This window comes from Desulfogranum japonicum DSM 18378, assembly GCF_000429945.1.
In the GTDB taxonomy this organism is placed as follows: Bacteria; Desulfobacterota; Desulfobulbia; order Desulfobulbales; family Desulfobulbaceae; genus Desulfogranum; species Desulfogranum japonicum.
On sequence record NZ_AUCV01000027.1, the window covers coordinates 1 to 17,169 of the forward strand.

The 17,169-nt window shown below is 46.0% G+C and carries 12 protein-coding genes and 1 tRNA gene; 7 read left to right on the top strand and 6 right to left on the bottom strand.

Going from position 1 to position 17,169, the window contains the following annotated elements; genetic code table 11:
• The coding region (locus G493_RS0112745) for an ISAs1 family transposase (RefSeq protein ID WP_028580707.1) at positions 1-294 on the top strand (294 nt) is incomplete at its 5' end.
• A gap of 67 nt (positions 295-361) precedes the next feature.
• The gene (locus G493_RS0112750) at positions 362-895 is read left to right on the top strand and encodes a hypothetical protein (RefSeq protein ID WP_028580708.1); all 534 of its coding nucleotides are present in this window, start codon (positions 362-364) and stop codon (positions 893-895) included.
• A gap of 1,239 nt (positions 896-2,134) precedes the next feature.
• On the opposite strand, the gene G493_RS0112755 is transcribed toward G493_RS0112750, so the two are convergent.
• Both G493_RS0112755 and G493_RS0112760 read right to left on the bottom strand, forming a co-directional pair.
• A tRNA-Phe gene (locus tag G493_RS0112755) sits at positions 2,135-2,210 on the bottom strand.
• Between the two features lie 58 nt (positions 2,211-2,268).
• Positions 2,269-3,000 (bottom strand): hypothetical protein, encoded by a 732-nt coding sequence (locus G493_RS0112760; RefSeq protein WP_028580709.1) that lies wholly within the window; start codon positions 2,998-3,000, stop codon positions 2,269-2,271.
• A 338-nt stretch (positions 3,001-3,338) separates the two neighbouring features.
• Between G493_RS0112760 and G493_RS29110 the strand changes: the two genes are divergently transcribed.
• Positions 3,339-4,277, top strand: coding sequence for an ATP-binding response regulator (locus tag G493_RS29110; protein ID WP_051309279.1), 939 nt, complete (start codon positions 3,339-3,341; stop codon positions 4,275-4,277).
• A gap of 619 nt (positions 4,278-4,896) precedes the next feature.
• Positions 4,897-5,868, top strand: coding sequence for a hypothetical protein (locus G493_RS0112770; RefSeq protein WP_028580710.1), 972 nt, complete (start codon positions 4,897-4,899; stop codon positions 5,866-5,868).
• A 376-nt stretch (positions 5,869-6,244) separates the two neighbouring features.
• On the opposite strand, the gene G493_RS0112775 is transcribed toward G493_RS0112770, so the two are convergent.
• A complete protein-coding gene (locus G493_RS0112775) occupies positions 6,245-7,528 on the bottom strand; it encodes an O-acetylhomoserine aminocarboxypropyltransferase/cysteine synthase family protein (RefSeq protein WP_028580711.1) in 1,284 nt (427 codons plus the stop codon).
• Between the two features lie 353 nt (positions 7,529-7,881).
• On the opposite strand from G493_RS0112775, the gene G493_RS32180 reads away from it, so the two are divergent.
• Together G493_RS32180 and G493_RS0112785 are read left to right on the top strand one after the other, a co-directional pair.
• Positions 7,882-10,125, top strand: a complete 2,244-nt coding sequence (locus tag G493_RS32180; protein WP_028580712.1) for a sensor histidine kinase — start codon at positions 7,882-7,884, stop codon at positions 10,123-10,125.
• On the top strand, positions 10,122-10,493 hold the full coding sequence (locus tag G493_RS0112785; protein ID WP_028580713.1) for a response regulator: 372 nt from the start codon (positions 10,122-10,124) through the stop codon (positions 10,491-10,493). The genes G493_RS32180 and G493_RS0112785 overlap by 4 nt, the downstream gene beginning before the upstream one ends.
• Before the next feature lie 27 nt (positions 10,494-10,520).
• Here the strand turns inward: G493_RS0112785 and G493_RS0112790 are convergent, their stop codons facing one another.
• Complete coding sequence (locus G493_RS0112790; RefSeq protein WP_028580714.1) at positions 10,521-10,970, bottom strand: Lrp/AsnC family transcriptional regulator; 450 nt, start codon at positions 10,968-10,970, stop codon at positions 10,521-10,523.
• A gap of 237 nt (positions 10,971-11,207) precedes the next feature.
• Here G493_RS0112790 and ald point away from each other — a divergent pair, with 237 nt between their 5' ends.
• Positions 11,208-12,323: an alanine dehydrogenase gene (gene ald, locus G493_RS0112795; protein WP_028580715.1), complete on the top strand. Its 1,116-nt coding sequence runs from the start codon at positions 11,208-11,210 to the stop codon at positions 12,321-12,323.
• 142 nt (positions 12,324-12,465) lie between these two features.
• On the opposite strand, the gene ptsG is transcribed toward ald, so the two are convergent.
• Positions 12,466-14,250: a PTS glucose transporter subunit IIBC gene (gene ptsG / locus G493_RS0112800; RefSeq protein ID WP_153306507.1), complete on the bottom strand. Its 1,785-nt coding sequence runs from the start codon at positions 14,248-14,250 to the stop codon at positions 12,466-12,468.
• Complete coding sequence (gene ptsP / locus G493_RS0112805; protein ID WP_028580717.1) at positions 14,243-16,786, bottom strand: phosphoenolpyruvate--protein phosphotransferase; 2,544 nt, start codon at positions 16,784-16,786, stop codon at positions 14,243-14,245. Before ptsP ends, ptsG begins: the two co-directional genes overlap by 8 nt.
• Between the last annotated feature and the right edge of the window lie 383 nt (positions 16,787-17,169).

Below are 17,169 nucleotides of genomic sequence, written 5' to 3' on the forward strand. Positions count from 1 at the left end.
CAAGAGTGTCGCTATTATATTTCCAGCCTTGCAGAGGTGAATGCCTGCAACTTTATGAATGTCGTTCGCCAACATTGGGGCATTGAAAACAAACTGCATTGGGTACTTGATGTTGCTTTTCGTGAGGATGAATCCAGGGTCCGAAATGGCCATAGTGCTGAAAACCTAGCGCTACTAAGACATATAGCACTGAATTTACTCAAGCAGGAAAAAACTGCCAAAGTCGGCACTCAAATCAAACGTCAGAAAGCTGGGTGGGACAATAATTATCTTGCTAAGGTATTGTTTGGCTGACATTACCCATGCGATTGCCCTGGAATAAGAGCGGAACTGTACACGCTTATCCAAAGGAGTAATGAAGATGTATTTTAGTATTCAAATTAGTAATCCATCGTCATGTAAAAATGTGCTTGACTTTGCTGACAATTTAGAAGATGCAATTGAGAGTTTATTCTACATTGACACTGAAGATGCAGTTATGAACTGGAATGGCGTTCGGCTACCGCTTAGTTACAAGTACGATATTTCTGTTATTTGTGAAGATATTATAGGTATGCTTGAATCCATAGTTGACAATGAAAAGGGTGAGCTTTTTATCGAATGGCCTTCGAATACATTTAGAACCGATTGGTCTTTAAAATGGGAAGGAGATTCTCTTGATTGTAAATCTAGTTGGTTTGATGTTTCAGGAAATATTGAAAATATTTTAAATTGTTCAGGTGTAATTACTTTGGATAAAACTGATTTTGTTTCAGAATGGGCTGGTTTGTTAAAAAAAATCATGGAGTGTTTATTTAAAGCTGGATATACAGCCGATCTAATCAATTCTTTAGAAAGAATGTCAAAAATATTAAAAAAAATACCGAAAAATGGAAGACTATATCGCAATGGTTAAATCTCAGGGCCAGCGCATAAAAACAGTAAGCTACATTCCATTGGGGTGCAGCCGGTCTTCCTAGAAAAATAGGGAAAAAAGAAAGTGTATAAAATTAGCACGATACACGACATTGGTTTCCCTGGATTTATCAACAAATGTGTTTTGAGGCCAAAAATCGCCATTTTTAACAAATTGCTGAAAATGATTTTTTGCAAAATTTCGTAATTATAGCCAGATAGAAAAGTGGTTTTTTAATATAGACCGGCTGCACCCCATTCATTGTGGTGAACATGACCAAAACCTGATTTCCAACGCGACGTTATAGAGGACAGGTGCCCTTTTTTTCTTTGGTGCCTGATGCAATCTTCAAAATACAATCATTGCTTAGAAAGCCTCTGCCCATTCGCGGCAAATCCAAGGTTTTACCATACTAGACAATAAAGCTTGCCATCCTCGATAGAGACGTTGAAAAGGGCCATTCATATAGCGTACTACTGCATGAAGCCTCATGTACCGACGCTTAAAATAAAGAATTACAAGCTGTGTATTCTAGTGATGTCGGACAAGCTATTCAAGAGCGTCATCACTGAAAAGCGGATTAATGACTAACGTCGAACAGGTGAAGCGTTGCTAGATGCACATGCTATTCTACTCGGTGGAGGAATCCACCAATGGTGGAATTGTTTTAATGAATGCAATTAGACGGGTCCAATTTTGGACCCGTCCACCAGCGGTGGAAGACTAAATAAGGATTAAGCCCTCCGTGTCACACTCCAGGGCATACCTGTTCATGATGTATTATATTATGCCCTCGTTCGTCCATCCTCAGTCTGAGGATGGACAGGGTACATAAATGAGCGCAAATTTGTGCTCAACTCCTACACAGAGCAAAATTTTATAGAGGTTATCCTTGCCCCAATGTTGGCCGTACCAAAACTACGCCTCAATTCCCTCAGTCTGAGTAAAAAAAACTTGTCCACCGTTGGTGTAAGAGGCAACACCCCCAATTTTGGGGTGGTGTGTAACATTTTATCCGGCATCATGTTTTTGATGACGAGGTGAGTAAAACTCAAATCATCGTTGTGTGAATTGCACGTCCTGCGTGGCTACACATGTGCCGGAAGGCTGTTACAGTGTAACGAAACAAAAAAAATTTGCTCAGGTAAAAAGTTGTACAGGAGTTGCACAAATAGCCCTAAACGAAAAAAGCGCTTACCAGTTAAAACTGATAAGCGCTTGATATCTCTAAAAAACGTTTGGTGCCGGGACCAGGATTTGAACCAGGGACACACGGATTTTCAGTCCGTTGCTCTACCGACTGAGCTATCCCGGCGCCATTCGTTGAGGCCATGTATATACAGAAATCAGCTGATCATGTCAATAACTTTTTTCTATTTTGTTTCTTTTTCTTCAAATAACTCTCCTAAGTCGATATCGAAGTTATCTAAAGCTGTACCTGTCTTGACACTGGGGGCATTTCGCCTGCCAATGAGAGGTTTAATGGATTTGGTGAGTTCGATTTCATCAAGTACCAGATCTTCAAGATTGCCAAGGTCATCCAATTGGGCCTCGCTTGGCTCAGCCTTTGGTGGTGCAGAGACAGCAGCGACCTCCGGTTCCGGCTCAAGCTTAAAGGCGACCTCTTTTTTCTCTTCAAAGGACTCATCCATGGGCGGGGAGAGATCAGAGATGTCGATATCTCCAAAATCTATGGTTCCGGATATTTCTTCCTCTTCGGCAGACTCATCCTCTCCTAGATCAATGGTAATCTCCTCTTCCTCTCCTGTTGCTTCAAGATCGTCGAGGCTCAGAGCTATTTCTTCATCCTCATCTTCAAGGGAAATGACCTCTTCATCCTCGCCCATGTCAATACTGATCTCGTCCAGATCTTCCACGGTGTCTTCGGCGTAGACTTCATGGAGTTCCTCTGGCACTTCTTCAACAAGAGAGACACCGGTCACATCACCTTCATCCTCACCTAATTGAACACGCAAAAAAACAGGTGATGACACACTGTAGGTAGTCCCCTGAATTTCTTCCAGGATTTCTCCTATTGGCTTTTTACATTTCTTACATCTTTCCTGATTATCAAACGATATATACCCACATTTCGGACAGCGCATATTGTTGCCTTTGGTGTTTCAAGTTACATGTGTCCTGTTGTTTGCAGAACAGTTTTACCTATTTGGAGCATTATCGCATAGATAATCAAATAAAATCAAGCCGAGTTACTACTTTCTCAAATTTTTTCTGTTTTTTCCATCCAGGTTAGAAAGTTAACACCTTGCAACAGGAATCTGGTGTTCTATAATGACGGTATTCTCAATACAGTCATATTCAGGCTGAGACTGGCCAATGCAGCCAATACAGCGGACATATTTGCCATACCCGTGAGAAATCCGGGGTAACCTTTGCTTTTTACAAAAACAAACCGGTTCACATGAAAAAAAAACAGGTGATTATGAACGGTTCTGCCCTCCATTGCAGACAAAGGGCGGTTACCATCCTCGCTGTCGATGATAGCGCCCCAACTCTGCAAATGCTCTCCAGCCAACTGGAGGAAGAGGGTTATTCTGTAATTCCTGCCACCAATGGCATGGAGGCCATGGAAATCATCACATCCAGCCCTGAATCCATTGATACCATTCTTCTTGATAGAATGATGCCTGGCATGGATGGCATGGAAGTTACCAGACGCATATTGCAGGATCAGCGGTTGAAATATATCCCCATTATCATGCAGACTGCTGCAGATAAGCCCGAAGAAATAAGTGAAGGCATAAAAGCCGGAGTCTTTTATTACCTGACGAAACCGGTTGAACGTAGGATGCTTCTTTCCGTTGTGTCGTCGGCAATCAAGGAAATTGAACAACGCCGGGCGCTTGAAGCAGAGATGAAACGGCACCACATGAGTTTTGGCCTGATCAGTGAACTCAAGAGCCGGTATAAAAGCCTGGAAGAAGCTGAAAGTCTGGCTTCTTTCCTGGCTAATTGTTTTCCAGATGCTCAAAGGGCGTTAACCGGCATATCCGAACTGCTCATCAATGCAGTGGAACATGGGAACCTGGGAATCAGTTACGATACAAAGACAACATTACTTGAAAGCAACCAATGGCAGGGGGAGATAACAAAACGGTTACAGGAACCTATCTATGCAGATAAACAAGTAGAGGTGATTTTTGAAAAACAATATGACACCTACTTTTTGCAGATTACAGATCAGGGAAATGGCTTTGACTGGAAAAAATACCTGCAACTGGACCCGTCAAGAGCCTCGCACAATCATGGCCGGGGAATCGCAATGGCCAACATGTTAGCCTTTGACAGTCTGATTTATAATCAAAAAGGCAACCAGGTAACTGCCATCATGGAAGCCAAAAAGACCGTGGCCGAACCCTGAGCGGCTACATTACTTCCAGAGTCACGGAAAATAATAAATACCCAATCTTGTTGACCTTTCAACGCATTTTCCAGCCGCTTTCAATGGAGCAAGCCTGTATGGAATCACTGAAACAGTCTGGAGAATGAACCGATAGCCTGCTCAAATTTTGGGGAGTTATTATTTTTCGCGCCCTTAAAATTATTAGCTTTCTACAGAAAACCGCTCGTATTTCACTTGGTAAGTTACTTTATCTTCGCCAACAGCAGGAAATTGTAGTATTTTCCGGGACCATAATCAAACCTGAAAATACATATTACTTCCTGGATGAGTACCCATCCTGAATTAAGCTTTTTCTTTAGGATTACACCATGTGATACACACTAGCCTGCATTTCTCATGACTTTTTTGAACAGATATTAACTATTTGACCTGATAAAGTTTGCCAGAAACGCCTGAAAAACAGCATATTTCTCAGAGGAATTCAAAAAAGTCCCCTCACAGGGCGAGCAGATTTTACAGTACCTGCTTTATTACCGAGCATTTGCAGGTAAGCGTGACTCCGGGTTAGCGCAAAAATTGGGCGAACACCTCATCTCAGGAAAGATTTCAACAGATAGCAGCAGAATTACCGTTTTCCATGATCCAACAAAAACGACACTCAAACACATTTTCCCTCTTTATCCTGAGCTTGACCAGCTGCCTTATCCTGGCCCAGATCGGCATAATTCTTTATGCAGGTAATCCGCTCTGCCTGAACCAGGGTTGCGAAATCGTAGAACAGCTCACCCTGGTACCACCCCTATATATAAATGCTGCAGGCATCATATACCTGCAAATGCTTTTCTGGGTTTTGCGCTCAAGCAGGAGAGTTGCCGATCCAGCCCATCGATTGTATCAACTCCTGCTCCTTGCAGGCATAGCAGCAGAAGGGGTTCTCATAAGCTTTCAGTATCTCATTGCCAATACCTTTTGCTCCTACTGTCTGGTGATATTCAGTTGCATCGTCCTGCTGAACCTGTTCACAGGAATTCAACAATTCTTTAAAGCAGCTGTACTGTTCTGTACCATACTCATTACCTTTTCCAGCCTCCAGTTCAAACAACCGGCTGCAGCCGGCTCGTTGACAGAAGGCATTTTTGCCAGCAGAGAAGGATCACAAACATCGCCACAATTACAGCTGTTTTTTTCAGCACATTGTGAGCACTGTGAAAACATTATTGATCAGTTAGCCGACCTGCCTTCTCTTTCTGTCACCTTTCACCCCATTGATACCATAAGCAATTTTAGACTGAGTCAGTCTCAAATATTCTCAAAATATTCAACGGCTGCAAACAGACAGATTCTCACTACATTGGGTATAAAAGAAGTTCCTGTTCTCTTTATTCAGGAGGAAGGAAGTCTCCAGGTACTTCACGGTGAACAAAAAATCCGTGAAAAATTGCTGCAACTGAGTGATACCGGTGGAGACGATGAAGCAGAACCAAAGGACACGATGGAACAACCCGAAGAGACAACAGGCACGTCCTCGGTTAATGATGGCTGTTCCGTTGATGAACCTTGTGAGGATGAATATCAGATACCCGGCCTGGAAACATCATCGGCATATTGATGCCCGCTTCGTAACTGATCACGGGGTTAACACCCCTGACATTCCAATTAGTTATGAGTCGTAACTCATTCACAGGTGTTTCAGATTTGTGCAAGCGCGTTTTTTCGCAGGTAAGCGAAGACTCCGGTAGGCTACCTATACGGAAAACCGCGATCGTGCAAAGATGGAGTACCTGTAATCAGTTACCCCGCTTCTGCAAGCAGTTGCAGAAGCGGGGGAGTCTGGACGAAAAAACCAGCATCCGTAGCCATACCAGGCAATGCCACTCACCAACTGCATACCCTCAGCTGAAAAATACCTTTTGCAACTGAGGGCGTGGTAATGGCATGGGAACGCCTCTTCCTGTGCTCTTTCCCATCATCTCCGGATTGTCAAATCAGGCTGCCTGGAGAGCCTGATCAAGGTCCCAGCAAATATCCTCAATATCCTCAAGCCCCACACTTAACCGTATGAGATCAGGAGTTACGCCGGCAAGCCGCATTTCCTCTTCTGTCAGTTGACTGTGAGTGGTACTGGCCGGATGAATTGCCAGGCTTTTGGCATCTCCCACATTGGCAACATGGCTGAAGAGCTGCAGATGGTCAATAAAACGCTGCCCAGCTTCAACGCCGCCATCAATACCAAAAGTGAGAATAGCTCCTGCGCCTTTCGCGAGATATTTCCTTGCCCGCTCATAACTTGTATGGTTTTCCAGGCCAGGATAGGAAACCCAGGCTACTTTTGCATGTTCCTGTAAAAATCTGGCTGTGGCTTCCGCATTGGCAACATGCCGCTCCATACGCAGACTTAAAGTCTCCACACCCTGGATAGTGAGCCAACTGTTAAACGGAGACTGCGCAACGCCAAGGTCTCGCTGCATCTGTACCCGGGCTTTCAAAATAAAGGCAGGTGCGCCCAAGTCTGCATAGACCAAGCCATGATAGGATGGATCCGGCTCAGTAAAATTGGCGAACCGACCACTTCGCCAGTCAAAACGCCCTCCATCCACCAACATGCCACCTATGCTGGTACCGTGTCCATTGAGAAATTTGGTAGTGCTATGTGTAACTATATCTGCACCCCATTCCAGAGGCCGGCAAAGGTACGGTGTAGCAAGCGTATTATCTATAACCAATGGAAGGTTGGCATCTGAAGCTATGGCTGCGACCTCCTCAAAAGGAAAAACCACGCCACCGGGATTACCGATGGTCTCCCCGTATATAAGCTTGGTATGAGGCCGAATGGCTTGGGCAAATGACTGCGGATTCTCGGGATCTGCGAAATCCACCTCTATACCGAGCCTGGGCAGGGTATACCGTAACTGGTTGATGGTTCCGCCGTAAAGACTGCTGCTGCTGACGATGTGATCGCCCTGCTGGCAAAGAGTCAGAAAAGTCAACGTTTGAGCGCCGTGTCCGCTTGCAGTAACAAGCCCTCCGACACCACCTTCCAGATCGCAGACTCTCTGCTCCAGTACATCGGAGGTGGGATTCATGATTCTTGTATAAATATTCCCAAAATCCTTCAATGCAAAAAGATCAGCAGCATGGGCTGTGTTTCTGAAGCCGTACGATGACGTCTGATACAGAGGAACTGCGCGGCTCCCGGTGGTTGGATCCACGATCTGTCCTGCGTGTAGCTGCCGGGTATTAAAACCAAACTGCCGTTTTTTTTCTGCCATAACTTACTCCTTGGCATCTGGTATTGTATGGAAAAATTTACCCTGCATTTTGCAAGTTCATCGCCTTAATACGTACCTGCAATCGTATTATATCAAAAAAAATACATCAACCTGCCACGTCTAACAGCAATCATATACAAAAAGAGGTAAAATGTTCCATCATACATTAGACTAGGTTAAAGGGTTGTCAAGCGTTGGGATGAATCACACATTGTGGAACATTTCTGCTCCGCGCTCTTTTCAAACAATATTATTACCGCAGGGAAAGGAAAAATCAGAGTCTGGGTCATTACGGATTCAGGTTACAATCCTACTTATTCAGCGGAACAGGATAGCCAACATATCGACATACCATGCAGCAGGGACTTCACAATATCTCCATCGGCCAAAGCATTCCGTTCAAAATCAGCTTTGTCACCCTGCTCCTGGAATGCGCATTTTTTATTATGTATGGCTGGTACAATGTTCACACATTCAATCAACAACTCAACCAGGATGTGGAACGTGCCCTGAGTATTCCAGGATTACTCATGTCTCAAGGGGTTCTCGATTTCACTTTTGCGTCTAATATTTCAACTCTGGGTCAACTGCTTCAGCTTGATATCCAGAGTGTTTTCATTATCAAGCCAGATGGGACAATTCAGTACTCGAGTTCGCCTCAAAGCCTGAAAAAATCCTATCGCACCCAACTGCAGCAAAAAGAAAAAAAGCTGCCTTTTCAGACATTCAAGGGTGTTTCCTATGCACAGTACACAGATGCCAACGGCAACCATTTTTACAGCAGCCTCGCCCCGCTGACCAGGGGCGATATTTTTTACGGCAATATCTTTATCCGTACAAAAGTCGAAGAGCTTCAGCGTAAAAAAAATCTTCATCTCACTCGCTATATCTTTGCAGCCTTCATGACCATGTTTTTCACGGTAATTGTACTGGGGATATTTATATATGAGCTGATGATTCCACGGATGGAACAAGCCGTAGAGACCCTTTCCAAAATCAGCAAGCACCGTTTTAACGTACGCCCCATCACTCCGGGAGTAAGGGATCAACTGGGTGTATTCCTGGATCAGATCAATACGATTCTCTCTGCTGTTGCAGAGCATAATCACGACCTGCGCAACCTGAACATAGCCGGTGAACAGCTGGCAGATGCAGAAAACAAACAACAGCTCTACACCACAGCCACCAATATTATTTGCCGTTTTTTTAATGTCCAGCAGAGTGAAACCGACCAGCGTATCGAAAGCCAGGCCCTGAATCTCTTCTCCGATGGCGACGACATGATTGCCTTGACGGCCAGCGATGACAAGACCCGCCTCTTTCTATCCATGCCTATCCCAGAAGAACCGAATGAATTTCTGTGGATTAAATTCTCAAGAGAAGATGGTAAGCCCATTGCCAAAGCATCCAACAAACTCTACATAGAACACCTCTCCCGTATTTTGAAAAGTGCGATCCATCGTATTAATTCTTTTGATGACATTGCCCGGGCAGAGGAACGATACAGGGAACTGTTCAGCTCTGCAGCTGAAGGCATTTTCCGCACTACGACCGAAGGCCGTTTTGAAGCGGTTAATCCTGCGCTGGCTTCCATGACCGGATACGACTCGCCAGAGGAGATGATCACCAGCATCAAAGATATAAGCACCCAATATTATGCAGACAGCAAAGATCGCTCCAGGATTTTCAACGAAATATTACAGTACGGAAAAATTGTAGACAGGGAAACATTTCTGCGTCGTAAGGATGGCACCATTTTCCCTGCCGCACTCTCAAGCCATTATGTTACCAATGAACAGGGAGGCATCATTGCCCTTGAGGGCAGAGTTATTAACATCGAAGAGCGAAAACTCCGCGAACGTGAAGAACAAAACCGAAAGGCTGCGGAAGCTGTCAGCCGGGTGCAGCTTGAACTGGTATCGAAACTGGAAGACAATGAACGGATATTGCAGCGTTCTTTGAAAGAAAAGGAAATTCTTTTACGGGAAATATACCATCGCACGAAAAACAACATGCTGGTTATTATATCCATGCTCAAGCTGCAGATGCGCAAAGTTTCCGACCCTCACATGCATACTATCTTTCAAGAAACGGAAAACCGAATCCGTGCAATGTCTCTTGTTCATGAAAAGCTGTATCAGTCAGACAGTCTTGTGGAAATCGACCTGGCAAATTATCTGGTGGAGATGGTCACAGCCCTGGTTGCCACTATGGTTGTGGATGATCGTATAACAGTGGAAACGGAAACTGTTCCTGTTCCCATATCCATTGATCATGCTGTTCCTCTTGGCCTTGCGGTTAATGAAATCGTCACGAATTCGCTTAAACATGCTTTTCCCAATGACAGGCAAGGGGTGATCAGTCTCTACCTTTGCGTAACAGAGGACAATATGATAGAGTTGCATATCAAAGATTCGGGGGTAGGAGTTCCTGCTCATTTTATTCTTGAAAAAAGCACCTCTTTTGGACTGCAGATGGCGCAAAACCTGATAATCAAACAGTTGGGCGGCTCGATGAGTGTGCAAACCAACCAAGGCACAGAAATTACCATCTGCTTTGTTGAACCTGAGAGGCGCCAGCGCATCAACCTGCAATGAAGAAAAAAATTCTTATCGTCGAAGATGAAATCCTCATTGGCATGATGCTGGCCGAAAATATCCGTGATTTCGGCTATGAACCCTATGACGTAGCCACTACGGCCAATGAAGCACTGCACGCCTTTCACCAGCATCTTCCCGATGCAATCCTCATGGATATAAGCCTTTCAGGACAACTCGACGGTATCGATGCAGCCCGGCTCATCAGGGAGCATAGCGATGTTCCCATTGTCTTTTTCACAGGATATCGAGACCCACAGCTGCTGCAGAAGGCCCGCACAACGAATCCGGTTGCCATTCTCGATAAGCTGGGGCCGGTTGAAGCCATCCAAAAAATTCTGCATTCTATTTTTTCAGAGAATCAATAGGTGTCTTGCTTATGCAAAAATTGGTTTTTACAGAGGAATTTCCGTCTTCTTAACCACTGCCCTCAAGGCAAACGAAGTCTGCACCCGATGCACCCCAGGCAGATTGGTAAGGACATCATGGATGCGGATATAATCGTCGTTATCCCTGCAGATGATGCGCAACAGGTAATCAGCCTCCCCAGACATCATGTAACATTCCATGACCTCCGGCACTTCATGAATCGCTTCCTCAAACTGGCTGAGCACTGAACGCTGTTGGCCATCCAGAGTAACACGGACAAAAGCATTGTTACCCAGACCTACCGCACGCTGATTCACCAGCATGACGTACCGCTCTATAATCCCGCTTTCTTCCAGCAGTTTGACCCGCCGCAGGCATGCTGATTCGGACAAGGCTACCTTTTCAGCCAACTGCACATTGGAAAATTTGCCATTTTTCTGCAACACCTTGAGAATTTTTCTGTCTAATTCATCCATTCTCCGGCCATCCTGTTATTTTTTTATAAATTCTTTGCATTCACCTGCTGGTACCTGATCATGGGCTACACAACACTTTACGTGCATTTTCTTTTACACTTTGCAGGTTTCTTCGCATAATCTGCAAAAAGGCAAACACAATACCCTTTAAATAGCAATTAAATTTCCCATCCCTTTTGCTATAATAAATATATATAGAGTTCTTCTTTCTCATGGCAACAACAAGGAGACCCAACGGTGATAATAGGAATTCTCAAAGAAATTAAGACTGAAGAAAATCGTGTCTGCATGACTCCGGCCGGTGTTGATACACTGGTACAGGAAGGTCACCAGGTTCTGGTGGAGAAAAAATCCGGACTTGGCAGCAATTTCTCTGACGATCAGTACCGGGACGCTGGCGCTGAGCTGGTGACAACGGCCGCAGAGGTGTACCAACATGCTGAAATGGTTATGCATGTCAAGGAGCCACAGCCAAGTGAATATGAAATGATTCGCGAAGGCCAGATAGTATTCACCTATTTTCATTTTGCCGCTGCCGAAGAACTGACCAAAGCTATGATCCAGCGTAAAGCGGTATGTATTGCCTATGAAACCATCACAGACAGGGATGGCCGCCTGCCCCTGTTGACTCCAATGAGTGAAGTGGCAGGAAGAATGGCTGCCCAGGAAGCAGCCAAATACCTTGAACGAAGCCAGGGCGGTCGAGGCCTGCTTGTCGGCGGAGTTCCAGGTGTTGCCCCGGCTAAAGTGATTGTCCTTGGTGGCGGAGTTGTCGGTACCCAGGCCGCTCTGCTCGCCTGCGGTCTTGGCGCCCAGGTATACCTGCTGGATACCTCGCTTCCACGCCTGCGATACCTCTCTGAAATCATGCCGAAGAACTGCACCCCCCTCATGTCTTCTCCGGCAGTTATCCGTGAACTGCTTCCGCAGGCAGATGCCGTCATCGGTGCAGTGCTTATCCACGGTGGCAAGGCCCCGCACCTGATTACCCGAGACATGCTGAAGACCATGCAAAAAGGTTCTGTACTCGTGGATGTGGCCATTGACCAGGGCGGATGTTTTGAGACATCCAAGCCAACTACTCACACAGAACCCACCTATGAGGTTGATGGTATCATACACTACTGCGTTGCCAATATGCCGGGAGCTGTGCCCCTAACCTCAACCCTTGCCCTGACCAATGCCACCCTGCCCTACGCAAGGGCTCTGGCAAAATATGGCTGGAAACAAGCTGCCCTGCGCGACCCTGGAATCGCAGAAGGTCTCAATATCATAGCAGGCCAGGTAACATACCAGGGTGTGGCTGAAGCATTTAACCTGAACTACACACCAGTATCAGAACTCCTCCACTGACCCACCTCTCAGCCGGTGAGCCCTCCTGACCCTTACAGGCTCACTCGCTGAATGTTTTTGTCATCTCCCTCCAACCTTCATCTGCCTGCCATCAACCTCTCCGAGGCAGGCAGATGCCTTTTTATTTCATACCCTACTCTGTTTATGCTGCAATCTGCCCGCTCATTTCCGCTGCATACTGATCTGCATTCAAACCAGTCATGAGGTGTATCAGGGAATCATCAATACGTATTACGGCCTGAATACCTTTTTCGTTGAGTTCCGCCTCATGCACACTACTCATATCTTTCACTTTGATGCGTAAACGAGTCTGTGCGCAGGATTCGACAAGCAAAATGTTTTGTTTGCCTCCCAAAGCCGGCAGCCAACTGGCAACCTTTTCCGGTGCTTTCTGATCCCTGAGTCGTGGTTGTATCTCGCGTTCTTTATACAAAACACTTGAAGGAAGATCCTGCTCACTCAGTTCAGCCTCATCCCCGGCTGTCTCCAGATAAATTTTCATATCTGTCATCAGATTTTCAGAGCGGGGACCGAATATCGCTTGAAGCCCAGTACCCACAGTAACGACGCCTGCAGCCCCCAGGGCTTTGAGCCTGTCAATACTTGCCTTGTCCATATCCTTGACTTCGACCCTGAGTCGAGTGATACACGCATCCAGACTCTCAATATTGGATTTACCACCAAAAGCCAGAACCAATTGCTGCGCCATGGTATCTGCTGCCACATCACGTGCTTCTCCGGCATCACCTTCAACCTCTTCTCTACCAGGAGTGTAAAGGTTGAAGACCTTTATAGCTATACGAAACACAGTATAATAGACAGTTGCAAAAATTGGCCCGATAATAAACATCATCCAGGGTTTGATATCTATGGCATAGAACAATAAAAAATCGATCATACCATGTGAGAAGCTATAGCCCATTCGAATGCCAAGCAAATAGGTCACCAAAAAGGCTACGGACGCGAGGCATGCATGAAACAGGTACAGCATGGGGGCAAGAAACATGAAGGAAAACTCAAGGGGTTCTGTTATTCCTGTGAGCAGAGATGTCAAGGCAGCCGACATCATGATACTCGCTGTTTTCACTTTGTTTTCAGGCTTGGCCATGTGATATATGGCAAGTGCTGCAGCAGGCAGACCGAACATTTTAAAAACAAAACCACCTGCCAGAATTCCCGCTTCGCGATCACCTGCAAAAAAGCGGTTCAAAACACCCCTCACCACTTCTCCGTCAGGACTCGTATAACTCCCCAATTCAAAAAAGAACGGTACATTCCAGATATGATGCAGCCCAAAGGGCAAGAGCAGTCGTTCCACAAAACCATAAATAGCAACAGCAAGGGCTGTATTTCCAGTGGATGCAAAATGGGAGAACATATCTATCAGGTGCTGAATGGGTGGCCAGATAAAACTGAGCACAATCCCCAGGCCAATGGCGCCAAACGAAGTTGCAATGGGAACAAATCGTTTTCCTGCAAAAAAACCAAGATAGGGTGGCAGGCTGATACGGTAATACTTGTTAAATAAAAAAGCCGCCAACCCTCCGACAAGGATACCTCCAAACACTCCGGTATCGATGGATTCCATCCCCATTACAGGTCGAGTTTCAAGATCGAACAAACTGGCCGCCACCCCCATGGTAGCGACCATCACGGCGTAGCCGACAGCAGCAGAAAGCGCTGAGACGCCATCATTTTTTGTAAGCCCGAGGCCAACACCAATGGCGAATATCAGTGCCAGGTTGCCAAAAATCGCTCCACCCGATGCTTTCATCAATGCATTTATGACATCAGGAATAATAGCAAAGCCGGCACTGCCAAGACCTAAAAGAATACCTGCAGCCGGCAATATTGCCACAGGCAACATCAAAGCTTTTCCTATCTTCTGTAAAAAGGCAAAAGAACCACTCCACAGTTGCTTAATCATTGTTCCACCTCTCTTGCTCCAACAATTCACGGACGTCATTGGCTGTCGAACACTGCAGAGCCTTTTCCGCAATATCTTTACAGTGGCTTACGGACCACCTTCGCACTTCAGCTTTAATGGCAGGTAACGCGGGAACAGACACGGATAATTCATCCACTCCAAGCCCAAGCAAAACAGGAACAGCCTCCGGAGCAGAGGCAAGGCCGCCACAAACGCCCACCCATTTACCATGACTGTGCGCACCTGCTACGGAATGGACTATCATGGATAAAACGGCAGGGTGAAGAGCATCTATTTTGGAAGCTAATTTGGGATGACCACGATCCATGGCAAGGGTATACTGCGTCAGGTCATTGGTCCCTATGGAGAAAAAATCGACTTCTGCAGCAAAAATTCCTGCCATAATGGCAGTGGAAGGAACCTCAATCATAATGCCGATCTCTATGGCAGGAACATCCAGTTTAACCCTTTCTTCCTCAAGCATGGCTTTGGCATCACGAAGCTCTTCAATGGTTGCCACCATGGGAAACATGATACGAACAGGACCATGGGCTCCGGCTCTCAGCACAGCCCTTGCCTGCACCCGAAACAGCTCTGGTCTCTCTAAACCTATACGAATACCTCGCTGACCCAAGAAAGGGTTTTCCTCCACAGGCATGGGCAGGTAAGGTAGCGGCTTATCGCCCCCAACATCAAGTGTCCTCACAATCATTGGCCGGCCTTCAAGTGCCAGAAGCGCGTCACGATACACCTGGTACTGCTCGTCTTCACCGGGTGGTGTCATTCTATCCAGAAACAGGAACTCTGAACGAAGCAATCCTACTCCTTCTCCCCCCAGCTTGACAGCCTCACGCGCCTCATCCACCCCACCAATATTGGCTACAACTTCAAGACGATGACCATCCACGGTCACGGCAGGTTCACTTGCTGCAGCCAGATCTTTCTCTTTCTGTTCTCTCAGTGCTGCCTGCCTGGTTATCGTCTCATTTATGAGTTCTTCTGAAGGATTAATCCTTAAGGTTCCCTTGCTACCATCCAAAATAACCGTAACACCACCCTCAATTTCGAGTGCTGCAGCCTCAATGCCTGCCACAGCGGCAATATCAAGGGATCTTGCCAGGATTGCAACGTGGGAGGTTGCCCCACCAGCAATGGTACAAAAACCTCTTATCCTTGTAGTATCCATGGTGGCGGTAAATGACGGTGTCAGTTCCTCGGCAATGAGAATCGCCTGATCCGGTATTTCCAACTCACGGGGTTCGTTATTCGTCAAAACTCGCAAGACCCGCATTCCCACGTCCCGAAGATCATTGGCGCGACCTGCAAGGATCTCATTATTCAGGGAAGCCAGCTGATCTGCATAGGTCGTAAACGCGTTTTTCCAGGAATATTCAGCACTTTTACCTTTAGCAACAAGACTCCTGGTGATATCAACCAGATCCGGATCATCAAGAATCTCTCTATGCGCAGCAAATATTGCAGCCTTTGTTGGTTCTGTCTGAGAATGTAAATTCATCTGCAGTGCTTCCAGCTGATTCTTCGCTTCTTCCCAGGCAACATCAAGGCGGACATTTTCTGCATGCGGATCCTGCCCCTCTTCAGCATAGTCAAAACGTTCTTCCCGAATCTGGACAACCTGACCAACCACAATACCAGGTGAAGCAGCCACTCCCCGTATCAGGTCGGGATCTTCACGTTGAGGGACCTTTGCCGGTAACCTGTCTTCAGAAAACTCTACCGAAGCTGGTGCAACAACCGGTGCTGTTCCTTGATCACCCAATCCCGAAGCAAGATGTGGCAGAATTTCAGCAATTGCCTTATCGCAATCATCTCCCCTGCTTCTGAGTTGGACCTTATCAAGATATGCCACATTGAGTTTCATTATGCTGACAACGCTCTTGGCGTTTGCAGTCTGCTCTCCCTTGATCAATTCAACCTGCGAGGAAAACTTTTTCGCTAATCCCGCAAGAACTGCTGCAGGTCTTGCATGCAACCCAGTTGTATTTGGAATAATAATGGCGTCCGATACAACCTCACGCTGTACGTCCTTATCCTCCTGCGTTCCCTGTTCTGCAAGAGTTACCATCAAGAGTTCCGTTTCTCCAGCGCTCACACAATCTGCCTGACCATATTTTTCGATTTCGGCAATCATCTCTCCATTGGTCAGAACCACCTGGGTCAAGAGGCTTTTTGCATGTGTGGCAATATAATCAATTTCAAACTTGATCAATGCCTCGCCTGCCTTTACCTCTTGTCCTTCGGCTACCTGAACGTTGAATCCCTGCGACTTCAGCGCAACGGTATCAATACCAATATGCATCATTACCTCCAGGCCCGTACCATGGGTCAGAGTAATGGCATGACCGGCGCTGTGGAGCTGCGTAACCTTACCTGCAAAAGGTGCGATCAATACGTCACTGGTTGGATCTATGGAGATCCCGTCTCCAACCATTTTTTGTGAAAATACAGGATCCGGAACCTGTTCAATGGGATAAGCAATACCGGATAAGGGTGCTAGAATGATGACCTGTTCCATTGGTTTATTCCTTGTTTAGATATCAACACTGAACTTCAGAATACAACATACAGACCAGACAACAGCATATGAACACATTCATTTTATCGCACAAAAACAGCGAAAAGAAGGCATAAAAAGGGAATGTTATACAGAGGATGGAGTTGATTTGAAAATCTATGCCTACCTCTGAGGAAGCAAGTTTGAGTATAACGCCACTATCAAACGAAAAGACAAGATATGGAAAGCCTGAGAGCTCTGTTCAGAAGACTGTCCGAGAATGCCCTCTTTCCCAGCCCGTTGTTATTTCACAAAATACTACGAGCAAAATGAAAAAGAGCGGGTGCAGGAATCTTGGACTCACCTATTGATGAATCCAGAAATCCATTGTAAACTTTACAACT